The organism is Pseudomonas sp. 10S5 (assembly GCF_035019745.1).
Lineage (GTDB): Bacteria > Pseudomonadota > Gammaproteobacteria > Pseudomonadales > Pseudomonadaceae > Aquipseudomonas.
In genome coordinates this window covers 125,972-142,964 of sequence record NZ_JASJVL010000005.1, presented here as the reverse complement: position 1 = coordinate 142,964, position 16,993 = coordinate 125,972, and the positions used below count along the sequence as shown (strand labels likewise).

Genomic DNA, 16,993 nt, shown 5'->3' with positions numbered 1-16,993 from the left:
ACGGAACACATCAACTGGCGGGCCTACGACTGATCGAAAAACCTTAGCGTACGATTTTTTCCGAATTCTGTAGGCTCCCCCTGTTGGCTCAGGTGTATGGCAACACGTACCGGGAAATTGCTGAATAGATCGGGGTGTCCGAGCGCAGGGGTCAAGAAGTACATGGCCCAAGCGATGTTCCAGTGCCTGCTGCTTGAAGCGGGGCTGACGCCATGAGCCCCGTCGGCGAATTTCCCGCGCTGAGCAGCCTGCGGGTGATCTTCACCAGCGGCCGGCGGGTCGACCATTCGACGCTGTATTTTCTTGACCCCCGTACCGACCGCATCAGCGGTTCACGCGATGTCGCGGCGCTCAAGCTCGACGGCCCGATCATGCTGGGAACGGTAATTTCATCGTGCCTACATGGACTTCACCCCGCCTTCAGCCCGCAAGGCCGACCCGGTGTTTCATCCAAATACCTTCACCGTAATGACCTTCAAAGCGCAGACGCCTTAAATCACTGGAGTAATTTCAAAAAAGCAACCGATTTTTTGGCTTTTGGCATCCCACACGTAACGAATATGTTTGCCTTGCACCGGAATTGACACCGCTGTTGGGCGAAACGCTGCAATGCATTCATGGCCAGTGGCGCGGACGCTGTTGTACAAAATCCCCCAGGATTTTGCTTCACGCAGCTTTTTCGCGAACGCTTGTGCAATCCCATAGTGGGCGGGGTCGGGGTCATGCAAGTGGCCGAAATCAGCACGAATGTCGTGCATCGGCTTCACCACTTTATTGACGTAGGTGCGCATGGTCAGTTCAACGTCAGGCTCTTGGGTGGCGGCAAGAAATCGTTCCTGATGAAAGCTTGTTTCTGCGATGGCGGCGGTCTGGCTGTTGGCGGCGTAATAAATGCCAAACGTCCCGTCGGTAAACCGGCTGACCCTGCCAATGTGAGTAAAAGCTGCCATCACCGGTGTAGAACCAGGGCCTGACACACAATCTTCCGGGCTAACCCGACTGATGACGCCCGCTTGTTCAGCCAATCGATCATTGGTGAGGGATTCCAAAGCGTAGGCCACCTGCAATTCTGACGGGTCCAGAATGTCTTCGAACAGGGTGATCGGCGGGAACGAGCTGCTGATGATTCGATAGGCGTTGTCCCACGCGGGTATCTCTTGTTTCGGCAGGATCATCCGCGTACCCCATCCAGATAACGGCGCACATCTGCAATATCAACAACGCGACCGGCCAGCATGTACTTAAGCGCCGTTTGACCATTAAACGGCGCGGCAGTGTTGGGGCTGCTGACCCAGGCGTACACCCGATCATGGTTGTTGCTGAAAATAATGCTCAGTGCCTTGTGAATTCCCATCAGGTACGAGATCCGCTCCAAGGTGTCATGGGGCAGTCGAACACTGGGCAGGCGTTTGTATTTATAAAAAGTGGTGGTGCTGATCGAACCCAATAGCGCTCGCTGCTGATCCGCCGAACAACCCCAATGCTCCATCAGACCGAAGAAGAATTTCAAGGCCACCCGGCCCGCCTCCGGTGTGTCTACGCTGTGAACGGCGGGGTGGACGGTGCTTGCGTTTGCCATGGCCAACGCTCCTTGACGGTGGGTAATGGGTTGTCAGTTTAGTGCGCATGCGCAATAAATCAATGAATAGATGCGCATGTTATGTGCTCGGGGCCGGAAGTTGCGATATTTCAAGGGTGCGACTAGGGTCAATAGAACCCAAGGATCGGGTTGGCTTAAAGAAGCCTCTCCCGCTAACCGTTGAAGATAAAGGAGGGTACTTACGGCGAAGTTCAAGTGTAAGTGCCCGGTTAGGAGAACAGGGATGCTTACCTTTAACCAAGTCTTGCGGTCTGCTAAATACACCGCAGTGTCGGTGCATGGGCCGGTTCTGTTAGTAGGGTCCGCGACCTTAGTGTGCGCGATCAGTCTAACGGGGGTGGCAAAGGCGGACTGTACGTTAATTGCATCGGCAGGCAACGACGTCTATAGCTGCAGCAGCGGTTCCAGTAATGGACTGACCGATTTGTCGGGCGCTAACAGTTTGGCATTTCCCGTTGGCGGTACGGGCACCGTTAATGGAAACATCATTTTTGGCCCGCAGAATGATGTCATTCAAATGGACTCGGGAAAAATCCTCGGCTCCGTTGATCAAGGGGATGGCGCCAACGTATTTAAAATAAGCGCCGGAACCGTGAGTGGTGGCGTTTCACAGGGCAGCGGTGTTGATAATTTTCAAATGACCGGGGGCACTATTGCATCGCTGACCCAGGGCAACAGTCGCGATGTTTTTTTGATGACCGGAGGCACCATCGTCGGCGGTTTTGATGATGGTGATATCGCCAAGATGACCGGTGGCACTATCGGCCGCGTCAACATGAAGCTGGACGACAACCTCTTTGATATGTCGGGCGGCACTATCTTGGGTAACTTGGTGACGGGCTTTGGCGATGACACGATTATTGTGTCCGGCGGCACCATCGGCGGCAATATCAGCGTCAGTGGCGGCGACGACCGTATTACCGTTACCGGCGGTGTTATAAACGGTGAAATACGCGCCGGTACCGGTAATGACGGGTTTATTTGGAACGCCGGAGGTTTGATCAAGTCGTCTATTTTGATGGGGGACGGTAATGACACGGCGCTTATTAGTCATTTGACCGAAGACACGTTGTCTCTAACACCCTCGGTGGACGGCGGACTGGGTAAGGACACCTTGACCTTTGACAACAGCTCATCTGCTGGTGCCGCCCGGTACATCGGATGGGAGTCAGTCAACCTCACCAATAACAGCCGGTTTAACTTGGTCGGGGATTTCTTTCTGGGTGACAGTTCCAGTGGCACCGGCAGTTTCACTATCGACAGCACCAGCGCATTGCAGGTGACCAATGGAGCGGTCAGGCCCTACACCTCCGGGCAACTTACGACCCTGACCAACGCTGGTGTTATTGACATGACCAGCGCAAGTTCGAGTGCTGCGGATACGCTGTCGGTGTATGGCAACTATGTCGGCCGTGGCGGGCAATTGCTACTTCAAACAGTGTTAGGCGACGACAGCTCTGCCAGCGACAAGTTAATCGTCTCCCAAGGTGCAATCAGTGGAAATACCCAAGTAGGGATTTCTAACCTCGGCGGTCAAGGTGCCTTGACCCTTCAAAACGGTATCGAGGTCGTGCAGGCGCAAAACGGTGCGACCAGCAGCGCCGATGCGTTTGCACTGAAGAACTCGGTGTCAGCCGGTGCCTATCAATATTATTTGTTCAAAGGCGGCGTTACTGCGGGCTCCGAGAACAACTGGTACCTGCGCTCTTCTGTTATCGCAATCGCCCCTCGGGCTGCGCCGCCAGCCGCGCCGCCGGTGATTATCCGGCCACCATCTGCACCGCCCTTAGCACCCGCAGCGCCTATCGTTGCGGCGGACGAGCCGCCAGTAGAACCACCGACTGCCGCACCCGTGGCGCCCGCTGATCCGCCATCGACAGTTCCTGCTGACTCCCCAGCCGACGCTTCACCGACACCGGCAGCCACCACGCCAGCGCTGCCTGCTGCCGTGGCGGGGGCGGCGCCGATTCCGCTGTTCAGGTTGGAAGTCCCGGTCTATTCGGTGGTTGTCCCGGCCGCGCAAACCCTGATGCTCAACGCCCTGGGTACATTTCACGATCGTCAGGGGGATCAAAGCCTGCTGACCGAAACCGGTCTCGCGTCTGCAGGATGGGGGCGCTTCTATAACAACGACTTCAAGAAAAGCTGGTCTGGAACCGTATCACCCAGCCTTGATGGCTCTCTGGATGGCTTCCAGATCGGGAATGACCTTTTCTCATCCGAAATAAGTGAAGGACGCTATCAACGCTTTGGTTTTTTTGTGGGGCAAACCCACCTCCGCGGCAGCGTAAAAGGATTTGCCGAAGGCTTTCAGGGGCGCCAAGCGGGTCAGACCAAGCTCGATGGCGATAATGTCGGGCTTTATTGGACCCTGTCGGACCGATCAGGCTGGTATGTGGACGCGGTGGCCATGGCCACTCGTTTAGACGGAAACAGTCAGTCGGACAGAGGGGTGAAGCTCGATACCCACGGCCACGGGCTGACGTTTTCTCTGGAAGGTGGCTACCCGGTAGCGCTGTCCGATCACTGGAGTGTTGAGCCGCAAGCGCAGTTGATCAGTCAGCACATTAGCCTCGACGATCAAAACGACGGAATTTCCGAGGTTTCATTTGATTCCCAGAACTACACCACCGGGCGTTTGGGTGTGCGTTTGAATGGGCGCTATCGGGTCAGCAATACGCCGGTCGAACCTTATCTGCGTGCCAACGTATGGCGGACATTTGGCGGCTCGGATACGGTGACCTACGACGACGTGGACCGGATAAAAACTCAGCATAAAGCCTCTTCCGCCGATGTCGGCATGGGAGTTGTGGCGCAGCTATCGCCGACGGTCGCGGTTTACCTGGGCGCTGACTATGACGCCAACCTGGACAGCAACGACCTGAAAGGCATCAGTGGCAACGTTGGGATTCGTATGACCTGGTGAAGGATTTGCCAACGACTCTAGGCAGGATAATTTTTACGGCGGCACTGTTCTACCTTTCACTAGATAGATAGAATGCCGAGCAACGTATTCTTATCAGGTCTTTGTCAGTAGGGAGTTTCTTAATGACAACCTCAAGTACCAAAGAAACCATCCTGGGCATCGCCCGCGCCAGGGTGCAAGCCCTCGGCTATAACGCGCTGAGCTTTCGCGAGATCGCGAAGGAAGTCGGAATCAAAAGCGCCAGCATTCACCATCACTTCCCCACCAAGGGCGATTTGGGGGCTGCGCTCGCACGGCGGTATACGGAAGATGGGGGCAAATACCTGACAGGTTTGTCTGAGCAGTCCCAAGATCCGCGCTTCTTGATAAACGGCTACACCGCTATTTTTCGCTCGGCACTGGTCAACGACAATCGCATGTGCCTGTGCGGGATCATGGCCGCCGAGTATCAGGACCTGCCCCTTGAAGTGAGAACCGAAGTGGATGCGTTCACTGAAGCGAACGTTAACTGGCTGGTAACCGTGCTGTCCCTGCTACAGGGTGATGCCCCGTTAAAAACGTTGCAGCAAAAGGCACTGGCTATCTATTCGGCCGTTGAAGGCGCTCAACTGGTGTCGCGAGGCCGCAATGACATCGCGGCGTTCGACGAGACAATCGAAGTTTACCGAGCGGCGGGGCTGTTGCCCTAGTCATCGGGCGACCCTGGAAGCGCTCAGGTCGACAGTACTGGACCGATCTGACTGGCGAAGGGTTTCCGGGATCGCCCACCACAGTAAAACAAACGCGACGCTGGCTATTGCGGCCAGCGTCAGAAACGCCGCGCTGTAGCCCGCCTGTTGAACCACCAGCCCAGCGAGGCTGTTACTCAGCGCTGCGCCGAAACCGAACACCGTAGACAGGGCGCCGAGGCTTACATTGAATCGGCCAGTGCGGTGTGTCAGGTCCTTCACCACCAACGGAAACAGCGCACCAAATAACCCGGCACCAACCCCGTCCAGCATTTGGATGGCGACCAGCCAATAGGGGTCATCGGACAGGGTGTAAAGCACCCCACGCAAGGGCAGGATCAAGAATCCGGCAAGCAACAGCGGCTTTCGTCCCCACTGATCGGCCTTGGTCCCGACAAGCCAGGCGGCAGGAACCATGACCAGTTGCGCGGCGACAATGCAGGCCGCGCTCAACGGGGTAGCCATTTGCAAATTGACCAGCGACAGTTTTTGGCTCACCAACGGCAACATGGCCGCGTTTACCACATATGCCGTCGATCATCGCACCCGCCGGCGCTTGTGTGATCAACGCAGCAATTCCCGCCAGGGTCATGACCACGCCGATGCTGGCCGGGTCCCAGTGATGAACCGCTAGCAGATAAATGGCCAGATAAGGTCCAAGCCCGTCGCGGACATCGGCCAGAAAAAATTGAGCGCGTCTGCTGGTGCTAAACGCCGCTATTGAAGCTGCGAGGGCGGGTGATCAGGGTACGGGATTCGCGGTCGTTGCCGATGAGGTACGGGCTTTGGCTCACCGTACTCAACAATCAACTCTGGAAATCGAACAAATCGTTAGGGGCGTCCAGGAGGGATCGGAACACGCCGTTTCATCAATGACTCTGACCAGCACTGAAGCCGACAAAACCTTATTGATCGCCCACGAAGCGGGTGCCGCACTGGTTGAAATCGCCGCCGCTATCGTAAACATTGCCGAGCGAAACATGCTGATCGCCACCGCCTCGGAGCAACAAGCGCAAGTGGCTAGGTCGGTGGACAAGAACCTGATCAGTATTCGTGACCTGTCTGCCGAGTCGTCAACGGCAGCCGAGCAAACGTCAACGGCAAGCCACAAACTGTCACGGCTCGCCACTGAGTTGAACGGTCTGGTGATGAAATTTACCGTTTGAGTTGAGCGTCTGGTATCAAATCGTTGAAGCCAGTGCCACGGCTTCTGCTTTGGCGGCGTTTCGGCCCTGAGTATCAACCTCTGGGCCATACAGGGTTTTTTCGACAATGACCGTGTGTTGTTCGTCGATGCCGACCATCTCTGACCAACTGGCCATATAGGACACTTGGTGCTCCGTACGGTCCAGTTGTGCGCCGCGTGCCGCGATAACCAACATCTTGCGACCGTTTAGCAAACCGTTCAGGCCTCGGTCATCAAACGTGAACAACAGGTCTTTCTGACTGACCACATCGATCAGGTGCTTGAGCCGGTAGGGAATGCCGAAGTTCCACATGGGCACGCTGAATACAATCACGTCCGCACGTTTGAAACGTTCAGCCAGCGCTTCTATTTCCGTCCAGACCTGCCGCTCGGCCGGGGTCCGTTCGCGACCCTCAATGCCCGCGTACTTGGCGCCCAACGCCTCGCCATCAAATTCCGGTAACGCGGTATTCCACACGTCGAGAGTGTCAACTGTGGCCCCCGAGTGCTTACTTTTCCAGGCGTCGATAAATGCATGGGCGATTTCAATCGATGCTGAACGTTGCTTGCGTGGCGAACTTTCAACATGCAGTAAATGCGGCATGGGTAAATCCCTCGGCGAGTGTTTTTCGGGCTTGAGTGGCCAGTGATAGCAGAAACGCGAGTACTGCGCGGTGCTTTTTTACCGTAGAAAAGCATGATCAGACGATACGCTTTTAGGCCTTGGATAGCGGCGCACAGATAAATGAGAAATATTCCTATTTGAAATATTTGGACTTATCTATACCATGAGCTCGCTTTGATTCTGCTCCGTTCCATTACAGGGGCCGCGCAACCTAGGGAATAGCGACGACAAAGCTCCATATCGTCGTTGTGTCATAGAAAATACAGGAAAAACCATATGCTTCGATCGACCGTCCGCCACGTGCGCCCGCAAGTCTTTGGCGTGCTTATTTCACTGTGTGCCGCATCCAGTTGGACGCTTAGCGCACAAGCACAGGACGCATTCTCAGCCGATTCACAGTGGATGACCGGTGACTGGGGAGGACTGCGCGCCGAGTGGTTGGAAAAAGGTATTGACGTTCAAATGGGCTATACCGGCGAATCAGCTTCGAACCTGCGCGGCGGCTACGACAAGCATCACACTACACGCTATGCCGACCAGTTCACCGTAGGTGCCGCTATCGACCTGCATAAGCTGATGGGGTGGAATGACACTCAATTTATGGTTCAGCTCACCAATCGCAACGGCGACAACCTGAATACCGACAACCTCAACGACCCGCGCGCGGGCAGCTTCTCCGCCACCCAAGAAGTGCAGGGCACCGGTAGCGTGAGTCGCCTCAGCGAGTTGTGGCTGAGTAAGGGCTGGTTCGATACCGCGCTGAATATCAAAGCCGGCCGTTTCGCGTTCAGCGATGAGTTTGGCGTTGAGGATTGCCTATTCCAGAACCTGGCGTTTTGTGGCTCACAGCCAGGTAACTATGTCGATAGCATCTATAACAGCCCGATCAGCCAATGGGCAGCACGAGCTAAATACAAACTGACCGATTCGGCATACGCACAAGTCGGCGTGTTTGACGTCAATCCATCCAACCTACAGAACGACAATGGCTTCAAACTCAATGGCGCGGGCACGACCGGCGCCTTAATACCAGTTGAGTTGGTGTGGGCGCCCACGGTTGATAATCTGCCGGGTGAATACCACGTCGGTTATTACTACAGCACCGCCAAAGCCAGCGATGTTTACAAGGATGCCAACAATCAACCGGCTGCGTTATCCGGTGAAGATTACCGCAGCGATACCAGTCGCCATGGCTGGTGGTTGACCGGTAAGCAGCAACTCACCACGGTGAATGGCGATGTCTCCCGAGGTTTGACCCTCTCGGCCAATGCCAGCTTCTACGACCGCGCTACCACGCCGATCGATAGTTATCAGAAGGTTACGTTGGTTTACAAGGGCCCTTTTGACGCCCGTCCGACTGACACCTTGGGGTTGGGTGTTGCTCGCTTGCACGCCAGCAGCCTGTACCTGCGTAACGCCAAAACAGCAAACGACGTCAGCGGCCTTAATTACGCCGACGCCGCCTATGTGCCAGAGCAACACACTGAGTACAACCTCGAACTCAACTATGGCATTCAAGTCACCCAATGGCTAAACGTCAGGCCTAACGTGCAATACATCGCTCACCCAGGCGGCGTACGCGAAGTGCAGAACGGCGTAGTAGCGGGTCTGCAGGTTCAATCAACCTTCTGATCGGCCCATCTCTGTCGCGGCGAAGTTGTTTGCGAAGGAAACCATAAAAGCGCGCGGCGACCACGCAAGTGCTTGCGCAAGCGCTTGCGTAAATGGATTTATCGACTAGAGTCGACCTCAATCAGGTTGCATCAGGATCAAAGCCTATGCACGCCCACGTAAAAAAATAAAAAATTTGAGGGCGCGCCCATGAGTTTTTCCTCACCCTTACCTCTTCTCGAAATGCGCGGCATCTCCAAAACCTTCAATGGTTTGCGGGTGCTGAAGAGCGTTGATTTGAACGTTTATCCCGGCGAAGTTCACGCATTAATGGGCGAGAATGGCGCAGGCAAATCCACGTTGATGAAGATCCTCTCCGGCGCCTATCAGGCAGACGCCGGGGGCGAGATTCGAATCGACGGCCAACCGGTCTCCAGCTACAACCCACGCACTGCCAAAGCGCATGGCATTGCGGTTATTTACCAAGAGTTGAGCCTGTGTCCGAACCTAAGTGTGGCCGAGAATATCTACCTCGGGCGCGAGCTACGTTCCGGCTTGATAGTCAATCGCAAGGCGATGCTAGCGGGCTGTGTCGAGGTGCTAAACCGACTCGGCGCAGATTTTACGGCGCTGACTAAAGTCAGCACATTGTCGATTGCCGAGCGACAGCTGGTGGAAATCGCCCGCGCGCTGCACGCCGATGCAAAAATTCTGGTCATGGATGAGCCCACCACGCCGCTGTCGTCCCGTGAGACCGACCGTCTATTTGCGCTTATCAAGCAATTACGCAGTCAAGGGCTGGCAATCATCTATATCAGCCACCGTATGGCTGAAATCTATGAGTTGTCGGACCGGGTTTCAGTGCTTCGCGACGGCGAACACGTCGGCATGCTCGAACGCGAAGCCCTGTCAGCCGAGGTGCTGGTGAAGATGATGGTGGGGCGCGACCTGTCTGGTTTCTATAAAAAGGAACACGCGCCGTACGATCCGGGGGCAGTGGTCATGCGTGTTCGCGACATGGCCGATGGCGCACGGGTGCGCGGTTGCAGTTTTGACGTTCACGCCGGTGAAGTGCTGGGCATCGCAGGCTTGGTGGGGGCGGGCCGTACCGAATTGGCCCGCTTGATTTTCGCCGCGAACCCTCGCACATCCGGCACGCTGGAAGTTGCAGGCCAGGCCATTACTCAGTTGCGTGACCCCGCCGATGCGATCCGCGCCGGAGTGGTGTACCTCACCGAGGACCGAAAAGCCCAAGGGTTGTTTCTCGACATGAGTGTCCGCGACAACATCAACGTCTGTGCCTGCGTGCCCGACGCCCATTACGGCGTGCTTGACCTCAATCACGGCATGCAACGCGCCAGCGCTGCCATTCGCTCGCTGTCGATCCGGGTTGGCTCGGGCAAGGTTAACGTCGGCGCCTTGTCGGGTGGCAACCAGCAAAAGGTATTGCTGGCCCGTTTGCTGGAAGTCAAACCCCATGTGCTGATTCTCGACGAACCCACCCGTGGCGTGGATATTGGTTCGAAATCGGAAATCTACCGAATCATCAACGAGCTAGCCAAGGCCGGGGTGGGAATTGTGCTGATTTCCAGTGAATTGCCGGAAATCATCGGCACCTCTGACCGGGTATTGATCATGCGCGAAGGTCAATTAGTGGCTGAGTTGGGCGGCATGTCCGGGCGGGAGATCACTCAAGAAACCATCATTGATTTGGCCACCGGCGCGGCGCAGGTCGCAGACCACGTCGCCTGATCGAATAAAACAAAAATAACCGCCCAAAGTGGAACTGCCATGAATCCAAACACCGAAAAAACCAATGCCATGGGCGTACCTGTCAGCGAAACCCGTGGGACAGTCGCGGGTGGCATCGGCGAGAAAATTCGCGGGCGGCTGAGTACGGTGGGCATGCTGCCGGTGCTGATTCTACTGCTGGCGGGGTTCGCCCTGATGAGCGAAAACTTCTTTACGGTGCAGAACTTGTCGATCATCAGCCAGCAGGCTTCAGTTAATGTGGTGCTGGCGGCGGGCATGACCTTTGTGATCCTAACCGCCGGGATTGATCTGTCAGTCGGTGCCATTCTGGCGGCGTCGGCGGTGGTCGCAATGTTGCTGTCGACATCCCCTCAATTTGGCATGCTGGGGATCGTCGCTGGAGTTGGATTCGGGTTGCTGCTGGGGTTAGTCAACGGTGGACTTATAGCGTTCATGCGGCTACCGCCGTTCATTGTGACGCTTGGCGCCTTGACTGCGATGCGCGGTTTGGCGCGCCTGATGGCTGACGATAAAACTGTGTTCAACCCGGATTTACCGTTCGCCTTTATTGGAAACGATTCAGTGTTGGGCGTGCCGTGGCTGATAATTATTGCGCTGTGCGTGGTTGCACTGTCGTGGTTTATTTTGCGGCGCACGGTCATGGGGGTGCACATTTACTCCGTGGGCGGCAACCCGGAAGCGGCGCGCTTATCTGGGATAAAAGTCTGGAAAGTGCTGTTGTTTGTTTATGCGGTCTCCGGGGCATTGGCGGGTTTAGGGGCAGTGATGACGGCCTCGCGATTGTCGGCGGCCAACGGGTTACAGCTGGGTCAATCCTATGAGCTCGATGCGATTGCGGCGGTGATTCTCGGCGGGACCAGCTTTACCGGCGGGGTCGGCACCATTGGTGGCACGCTGATCGGGGCCTTGATTATCGCGGTGCTGACCAACGGCCTAGTGTTAATGGGCGTGTCCGATATCTGGCAATACATTATCAAAGGCATCGTCATCATCGGCGCAGTCGCACTCGACCGTTATCGTCAGTCGGGCACACGAACCTGATTTTTGTACCTCGAGCGTTATCACAATAATCACAAGAGATAAGCCATGAACTACATGTTGAAGTTTCCTGCCTTTGCTACGTTATTGCTGGCCGCGACCTTGTCCGCAGGTGTCCAGGCTCGGGATCTGAACGCGGTTGGCATAACGGTTGGCTCGTTGGGTAATCCGTATTTTGTCGCGCTGGTGGAGGGTGCCAAGGCAAAGGCCATGGAGATCAATCCGAAAGCCAAAGTGATCGCAGTGTCGGCGGATTACGACCTCAGCAAACAATTTACTCAAATTGATAACTTTATTTCAGCCGGAGTCGATTTGATCCTGTTGAACGCAACGGATCCTTCTGCCATCGAACCCGCCATCCGCAAAGCCCGCAAGGCCGGAATCGTAGTCGTCGCTGTTGACGTTGACGCCAAGGGTGTGGATGCCACTGTGCAGACCGATAACGATTTGGCTGGCCGTTTGGCCTGCCAGTACATCGTCGACAAACTGTCCGGCAAGGGCAACGTGATCATCCAGAATGGGCCGCAGGTGACTGCGGTCACCGACCGAGTTCATGGCTGTAAAACCGTGTTCGCGGCAGCGCCGGGGATCAAGGTCTTGTCTGACGATCAAGACGGCAAGGGCTCGCGGGAAGGTGGTTTGAACGCCATGCAGGGTTATCTGGTGCGTTTCCCTAAAATCGATGGGTTGTTCACGATTAATGACCCGCAGGCCATCGGCAGCGACCTGGCCGCCAAGCAGCTGAAACGCAGCGGCATCATCATCACTTCAGTTGACGGCGCACCGGATATCGAAGGGGCACTGAAGTCCAGCGATTCGTCGATCCAGGCCTCCGCAAGCCAGGATCCGTGGGCCCAGGCCCAGGACGCGGTGACCATCGGTTACGACCTGCTCAACGGCAAGCCACCGGCGGACAAGATCAAACTGCTAGCGCCGACCCTGATTACCCGGGACAACATTGCCTCGTATACCGGTTGGTCCAAGCACTAACAGCTGGGCCTTCCCACAGAAGGCCCATTTAATGTGATGGAAAGGGCGGAGTAATCGCTGTGGTAACGATGGATGATGTAGCGAAACTTGCCAAGGTATCGACATCAACGGTGTCGCACGTGCTCAACGGCACGCGCAAGGTTAGCCCGGTGACGGCGCGTGCGGTGGAGTCGGCGGTTCAGTGCCTCGATTACATCCCTAATACGCTGGCGCGCTCGTTAGCCCGTTCGACCACCAACACCATTGGTGTGGCGATCTCGGCGCTGTCCAACCACTATTTCAGCGAGACGGTGCATGCCATCGAAACCGAGTCGGCCAGGCACGGAATCATGATGTTATTTGTAGACACCCACGATGATCCCGAACAGGAGCTGCGGGTGGTGAAAGCGCTACATCATCGCCGGGTAGACGGCATCTTGCTGGCGCCGTCCATGGACACTAAACACCACCGGACGTTGGCGTATTTGCAGGCCAACGAGATTCCCACAGTGCTGGTGGATAGGTTTGCCGCAAAAGGCTTCGACCAAGTGGGCGTAGAAAACAAGCGCTCTTCTCAGGCCTTGGTTGCGCATTTGATTGAACATGGTCATCAACGCATTGCCTGTGTCGCCGGGCGTCGCGGGTTCAGTACCACAGAGGAACGTATTGAAGGCTATCGGGCAGCGTTGAGTGCGGCGGGTTTGCGGTTTGATCCGGCATTACTAGTCAATGGCCAGTCCAGCAGTGAGCCTGCACGGTTGGCCACACGACAATTGCTGACGTTGGCTTCACCGCCCACGGCGATCATGGCAGCTAACAACATGATGACCATCGGCACCATGCATGCCTTGCGTGACGCCGGCATTGCTGTGCCCGAACAGATGGCACTGGTGGGGTTCGACGATTTCGATTGGGCAGATTTTTTTGTGCCGCGCCTGACAGTGATCGCGCAACCGGTGGAGGCGCTGGGTGCACGGGCGGTGAAGTTGCTGCTTAAACGAATCGAATCACCCGAGGGCAAACGACAAACCGTTCGATTACCCCCTACGTTACGGATTCGGAATTCCTGTGGGTGCCGTTGAAATGGTGATGAACAATCCGGTCTCGCTCGGGATCGATCTTGGTACCTCAGAACTCAAGGCGGTATTGTTGGATGAGCGTGGAATCGTGCTGGCCCATGTTGGCGCCAAACTGACGATTTGCCGTCCACAACCGGGATGGTCTGAACAGCATCCCGAAGACTGGTGGCAGGCGTGTCTCAGTGCCCTGGATCAATTGCGCCAGGTTCAGCCGCAGGCTTATGCACGCATTGTCTGCATTGGTTTATCGGGGCAAATGCACGGTGCGGTGCTGTTGGGCGATGACAACCGGGTGGTGTATCCGGCCATGCTCTGGGATGACTCACGGGCTAGCGCCCAAGCGGAGCAATTGGCGCGGGATTACCCTGAATTCTCCGATGTGACTGGCAGCCTGCCAATGGCCGGGTTGACCGCCCCCAAAATCCTTTGGCTTAAGCAGCATCAACCCCAGGTGTTCAGCGAGATTGATTGCGTGATGTCGCCCAAGGACTACCTGCGCTTGCGTCTAAGCGGCGAGCGGGTCAGCGATGTCTCGGACGCTGCTGGAACCTTGTGGCTAGACGTGGCCACGCGTGACTGGTTTGAACCGATGGTTCGCGCAACTGGGCTCGTGCTTTGTCAATTGCCTCGGCTGGTGGAAGGGCGCGCAGTGTCCGCCGGGCTCAAGGCCTCAGCGGCGCAACGCTTGGGCTTGCCGGTGGGTCTGGTCATCGCTGGTGGCGGTGGCGACAACCCGGTTTCTGCGGTGGGCATCGGCGCCATCCATGCCGGGGATGCGTTTATCACGCTGGGCACCAGTGCCGCGATTGTTGCGATCACCGATCACATGGCTGGCCATCCTACGCACGCCGTGCACAGTTTTTGTCATGCAGTACCGCAGCGCTGGTACACCATGGGCGCGATGTTGGCGGGCGCCAGTTGCTTGCGCTGGATGACTCAGCTATTGGGCTTCTCCGACGAGCAAACGTTGTTGGAACGGGTGCATAAGGTAGTGCCCATCGATCAACCGGTAGCGGTTTCCAACCCGATTTTTCTGCCTTATCTCGCAGGCGAACGCACGCCACATAACGATCCGTTACTGCGCGGTGGATTCATGGGCCTGGGCTACGACTGTTCACCTGCGATGCTGGGTTACGCGGTACTGGAAGGGGTGGGTTTTGGCTTGCTGGACGCGATGAACGCGGTTCAATCGGCAGGCGCGGCAGTGAATACTTGTGCATTGGTGGGCGGCGGCGCGCGCAGTGAATATTGGGCGCAGTTGTTGGCAAACATCCTCGACCGGGAAATCTACACGCTACACGGCAGTGAACTCAGCGCCTGCATCGGCGCGGCCACGCTGGGCTTTTTAGCGAACGGGCAGGGCGACGCACTGCTACACACCGGGATGCCGATTAAAACGCGATATTTTCCACGGGCCGAGCAACAGCCTGCCTTGAATCAGCGCTATGAGAAATTTCGCGGATTATTGTCAGCGGCGAAGGCGTTGCACGATTGATCCAACACCTTCGCCGATGATGAGTTCCTCCGGGATTGGGCCGATCCGATAGAACCTTAGGGAGCATAACTAAGATGTCTCAATGACGAGAATGCCCTTACGGCGATTGGGTCGGTAGGTAATGTCAGCACGCCTACCAAGCGTCTAAAAAAGCAGGAATTCCAAGTGGGGCAGGCACAACAATAGCGGTGGTTCAGCATCATTCATCACTGTCCATGTGCATGAACAGTGATGTCAAAAACCCGGGATTATTTTCCGTCGTATAGTCCACTAGTATCTGTTGGGTAATGAACTGCAACCAAAGGAACATCATGAGCAAGTCTGAATTTTTCGTCACTCCGGGTTATGGCGACTATCTGCGCGAAAACCTGCACTACAGCCAGGCAGTCAAAATCGGCAACCGCATTGAAACATCAGGACAAGGCGGCTGGGATGAGAAATTTAACTTTCCGCAATTCGTCGCGGATGAGGTCGCTCAAGCCTTTGGCAATTTGACACGTACTTTGGCAACTGCGGGGGCTGGTTGGGAGCATGTCATTCACGTCAACTCGTACCATGTTGGCGGTTTTCCTCCCGAGGTGAACGAGGCGATGGTCAAGTGGTTCCGACACTGCATGCCCAACCATGCGCCGATCTGGACACAGGTAGGTGTTGAATGCCTTGGGCTGCCAGCCATGCGCGTTGAGATTCGTGTAACGGCAGTCATCCCGTGACGCCGAACCGTTGAATGACCCAGTCGATGAACACTTTTAAACGAGCGTTTTGATGACGGTTGGGTGGGTACATAATCTGGAGCGGCATCGCGGGTCGCGACCAGTCCTGCAACAACGGGACTAACCGGCCTTCATCTATGTAATGTTGAACAATCGCTTGAAAGTGCTGCCCGACGCCCATGCCCGCGAGCAGCATTTCTTTGAGGCCATTACCTTCGTTAGTCGTAAAAGCACAGTTACCCACTTCATACCGACTCGTACCTCGCTGGAAAATCAGCGGTTCCAGCGTGTTTGATGTAAAAAAATAACCCGCTCTGAGATGGTTTTTCTGCAGGTCATCGGGGGAGAGCGGCGTTCCCATGCGCTTTAGATAGCTGGGGGCTGCGCAGGTGATGTATTCAAGTGCGGTGATCTTTCGACTTATCATCGTCATGTCCTCTGGCTTTCCCGCTCGAATCACGCAGTCAACTCCTTCACCTACAAGGTTCACAGCCCGGTCACTGATCCCTAGGGCAATGGTTATGTCAGGGTACTCACGATGAAAATCCACTAGCGCGGGGATCAGCAGGCAGTTGGCGAAAGATGCCGGAGCATCCACCCGCAAGTGGCCGTGTGCTTTGAGCTTTCGGCCGCGCACAGCGCTGTCCACCTCGTCTAGCTCGGCGACTATGCGCAACGCATGCCTGTGGTAATCCAGACCGTCAGACGTCGGGGTGAGGGCGCGGGTGGTGCGCTGAATCAACCTGATGCCCAGATGTTTTTCCAGATCAGTAATCAGCTTGCTGACAGTGGAGCGAGGTAACGCTAGGTGTTCGGATGCGCGACTGAATGAGCCGGTTTCGATGACTCGGACGAACGCGCGCATAGCCAGAAGTTGGTTCATGCTGCTGTTTGTCTCAACGAAAATACGGGGGGATTAACCATACAATGTATTAAGCGCCCACGCTCCAAAGTTCCCGCAGAAGTTGTCCCTGCAGGACGGGCGCCGCATTAGCTAGTACAAGAAAACGTGCCGGACAACTAAAGGATCATCTCGGACACTGCCGCGCCTGAACGGGTGATTTGTTCAAGTACGACTTCGCATCCCCCAGCGGCTCAGGCAGATGGGAAGGTGAGCTGCTATCGAGTCCCAGAACGGAAGCCAGATCATCGCTCTCGATTTCCCCGACAGCGCATTGGCTAGCGCAGAGATGATCTGAACCGTGCAAGTAGGTTGCGCAGGTGGGCCTGATGCGTCCAGGCCTCCAGCC

The 16,993-nt window shown here is 56.1% G+C and carries 13 protein-coding genes and 2 pseudogenes; 10 read left to right on the top strand and 5 right to left on the bottom strand.

Features of this window, described 5'->3' with window-relative positions; translation table 11 throughout:
* Positions 1-491 precede the first annotated feature (491 nt).
* Both QN378_RS06945 and QN378_RS06940 read right to left on the bottom strand, forming a co-directional pair.
* On the bottom strand, positions 492-1,175 hold the full coding sequence (locus QN378_RS06945; RefSeq protein WP_323546617.1) for an RES family NAD+ phosphorylase: 684 nt from the start codon (positions 1,173-1,175) through the stop codon (positions 492-494).
* On the bottom strand, positions 1,172-1,579 hold the full coding sequence (locus QN378_RS06940; protein ID WP_322203599.1) for an MbcA/ParS/Xre antitoxin family protein: 408 nt from the start codon (positions 1,577-1,579) through the stop codon (positions 1,172-1,174). The genes QN378_RS06945 and QN378_RS06940 overlap by 4 nt, the downstream gene beginning before the upstream one ends.
* A gap of 244 nt (positions 1,580-1,823) precedes the next feature.
* Here QN378_RS06940 and QN378_RS06935 point away from each other — a divergent pair, with 244 nt between their 5' ends.
* Positions 1,824-4,526, top strand: a complete 2,703-nt coding sequence (locus tag QN378_RS06935; RefSeq protein WP_322203597.1) for an autotransporter outer membrane beta-barrel domain-containing protein — start codon at positions 1,824-1,826, stop codon at positions 4,524-4,526.
* Positions 4,527-4,648: 122 nt separating this feature from the next.
* Positions 4,649-5,215, top strand: coding sequence for a TetR/AcrR family transcriptional regulator (locus QN378_RS06930; protein WP_323546619.1), 567 nt, complete (start codon positions 4,649-4,651; stop codon positions 5,213-5,215).
* Here the strand turns inward: QN378_RS06930 and QN378_RS06925 are convergent.
* A pseudogene (locus QN378_RS06925) lies at positions 5,216-5,975 on the bottom strand (MFS transporter). It abuts the gene before it with no gap.
* On the opposite strand from QN378_RS06925, the pseudogene QN378_RS06920 reads away from it, so the two are divergent.
* A pseudogene (locus tag QN378_RS06920) lies at positions 5,953-6,420 on the top strand (methyl-accepting chemotaxis protein); the annotation flags it as partial. The pseudogenes QN378_RS06925 and QN378_RS06920 sit on opposite strands and share 23 nt — an antisense overlap.
* Before the next feature lie 15 nt (positions 6,421-6,435).
* On the opposite strand, the gene QN378_RS06915 reads toward QN378_RS06920, so the two are convergent.
* On the bottom strand, positions 6,436-7,044 hold the full coding sequence (locus QN378_RS06915) for an FMN-dependent NADH-azoreductase (RefSeq protein WP_322203593.1): 609 nt from the start codon (positions 7,042-7,044) through the stop codon (positions 6,436-6,438).
* Between the two features lie 297 nt (positions 7,045-7,341).
* On the opposite strand from QN378_RS06915, the gene QN378_RS06910 reads away from it, so the two are divergent.
* From QN378_RS06910 to QN378_RS06880, 7 genes are all read left to right on the top strand, one after another.
* Positions 7,342-8,697 carry a carbohydrate porin gene (locus QN378_RS06910; RefSeq protein WP_322203591.1) on the top strand — a complete coding sequence of 452 codons (1,356 nt, stop codon included), beginning with the start codon at positions 7,342-7,344 and terminating at the stop codon, positions 8,695-8,697.
* Between the two features lie 189 nt (positions 8,698-8,886).
* A complete protein-coding gene (locus QN378_RS06905) occupies positions 8,887-10,428 on the top strand; it encodes a sugar ABC transporter ATP-binding protein (protein WP_322203589.1) in 1,542 nt (513 codons plus the stop codon).
* A gap of 153 nt (positions 10,429-10,581) precedes the next feature.
* On the top strand, positions 10,582-11,490 hold the full coding sequence (locus tag QN378_RS06900; RefSeq protein WP_322206868.1) for an ABC transporter permease subunit: 909 nt from the start codon (positions 10,582-10,584) through the stop codon (positions 11,488-11,490).
* Positions 11,491-11,544: 54 nt separating this feature from the next.
* Positions 11,545-12,477, top strand: a complete 933-nt coding sequence (locus tag QN378_RS06895; protein WP_407074097.1) for an ABC transporter substrate-binding protein — start codon at positions 11,545-11,547, stop codon at positions 12,475-12,477.
* A gap of 59 nt (positions 12,478-12,536) precedes the next feature.
* A complete protein-coding gene (locus QN378_RS06890) occupies positions 12,537-13,538 on the top strand; it encodes a LacI family DNA-binding transcriptional regulator (protein WP_323546620.1) in 1,002 nt (333 codons plus the stop codon).
* A 7-nt stretch (positions 13,539-13,545) separates the two neighbouring features.
* Complete coding sequence (gene xylB, locus QN378_RS06885; RefSeq protein WP_323546625.1) at positions 13,546-15,030, top strand: xylulokinase; 1,485 nt, start codon at positions 13,546-13,548, stop codon at positions 15,028-15,030.
* A 311-nt stretch (positions 15,031-15,341) separates the two neighbouring features.
* Positions 15,342-15,743, top strand: a complete 402-nt coding sequence (locus tag QN378_RS06880) for a RidA family protein (protein ID WP_322203583.1) — start codon at positions 15,342-15,344, stop codon at positions 15,741-15,743.
* Here QN378_RS06880 and QN378_RS06875 read toward each other — a convergent pair.
* Positions 15,733-16,626, bottom strand: a complete 894-nt coding sequence (locus QN378_RS06875) for a LysR family transcriptional regulator (protein ID WP_322203581.1) — start codon at positions 16,624-16,626, stop codon at positions 15,733-15,735. The two genes, QN378_RS06880 and QN378_RS06875, sit on opposite strands and share 11 nt — an antisense overlap.
* Positions 16,627-16,993 lie beyond the last annotated feature (367 nt).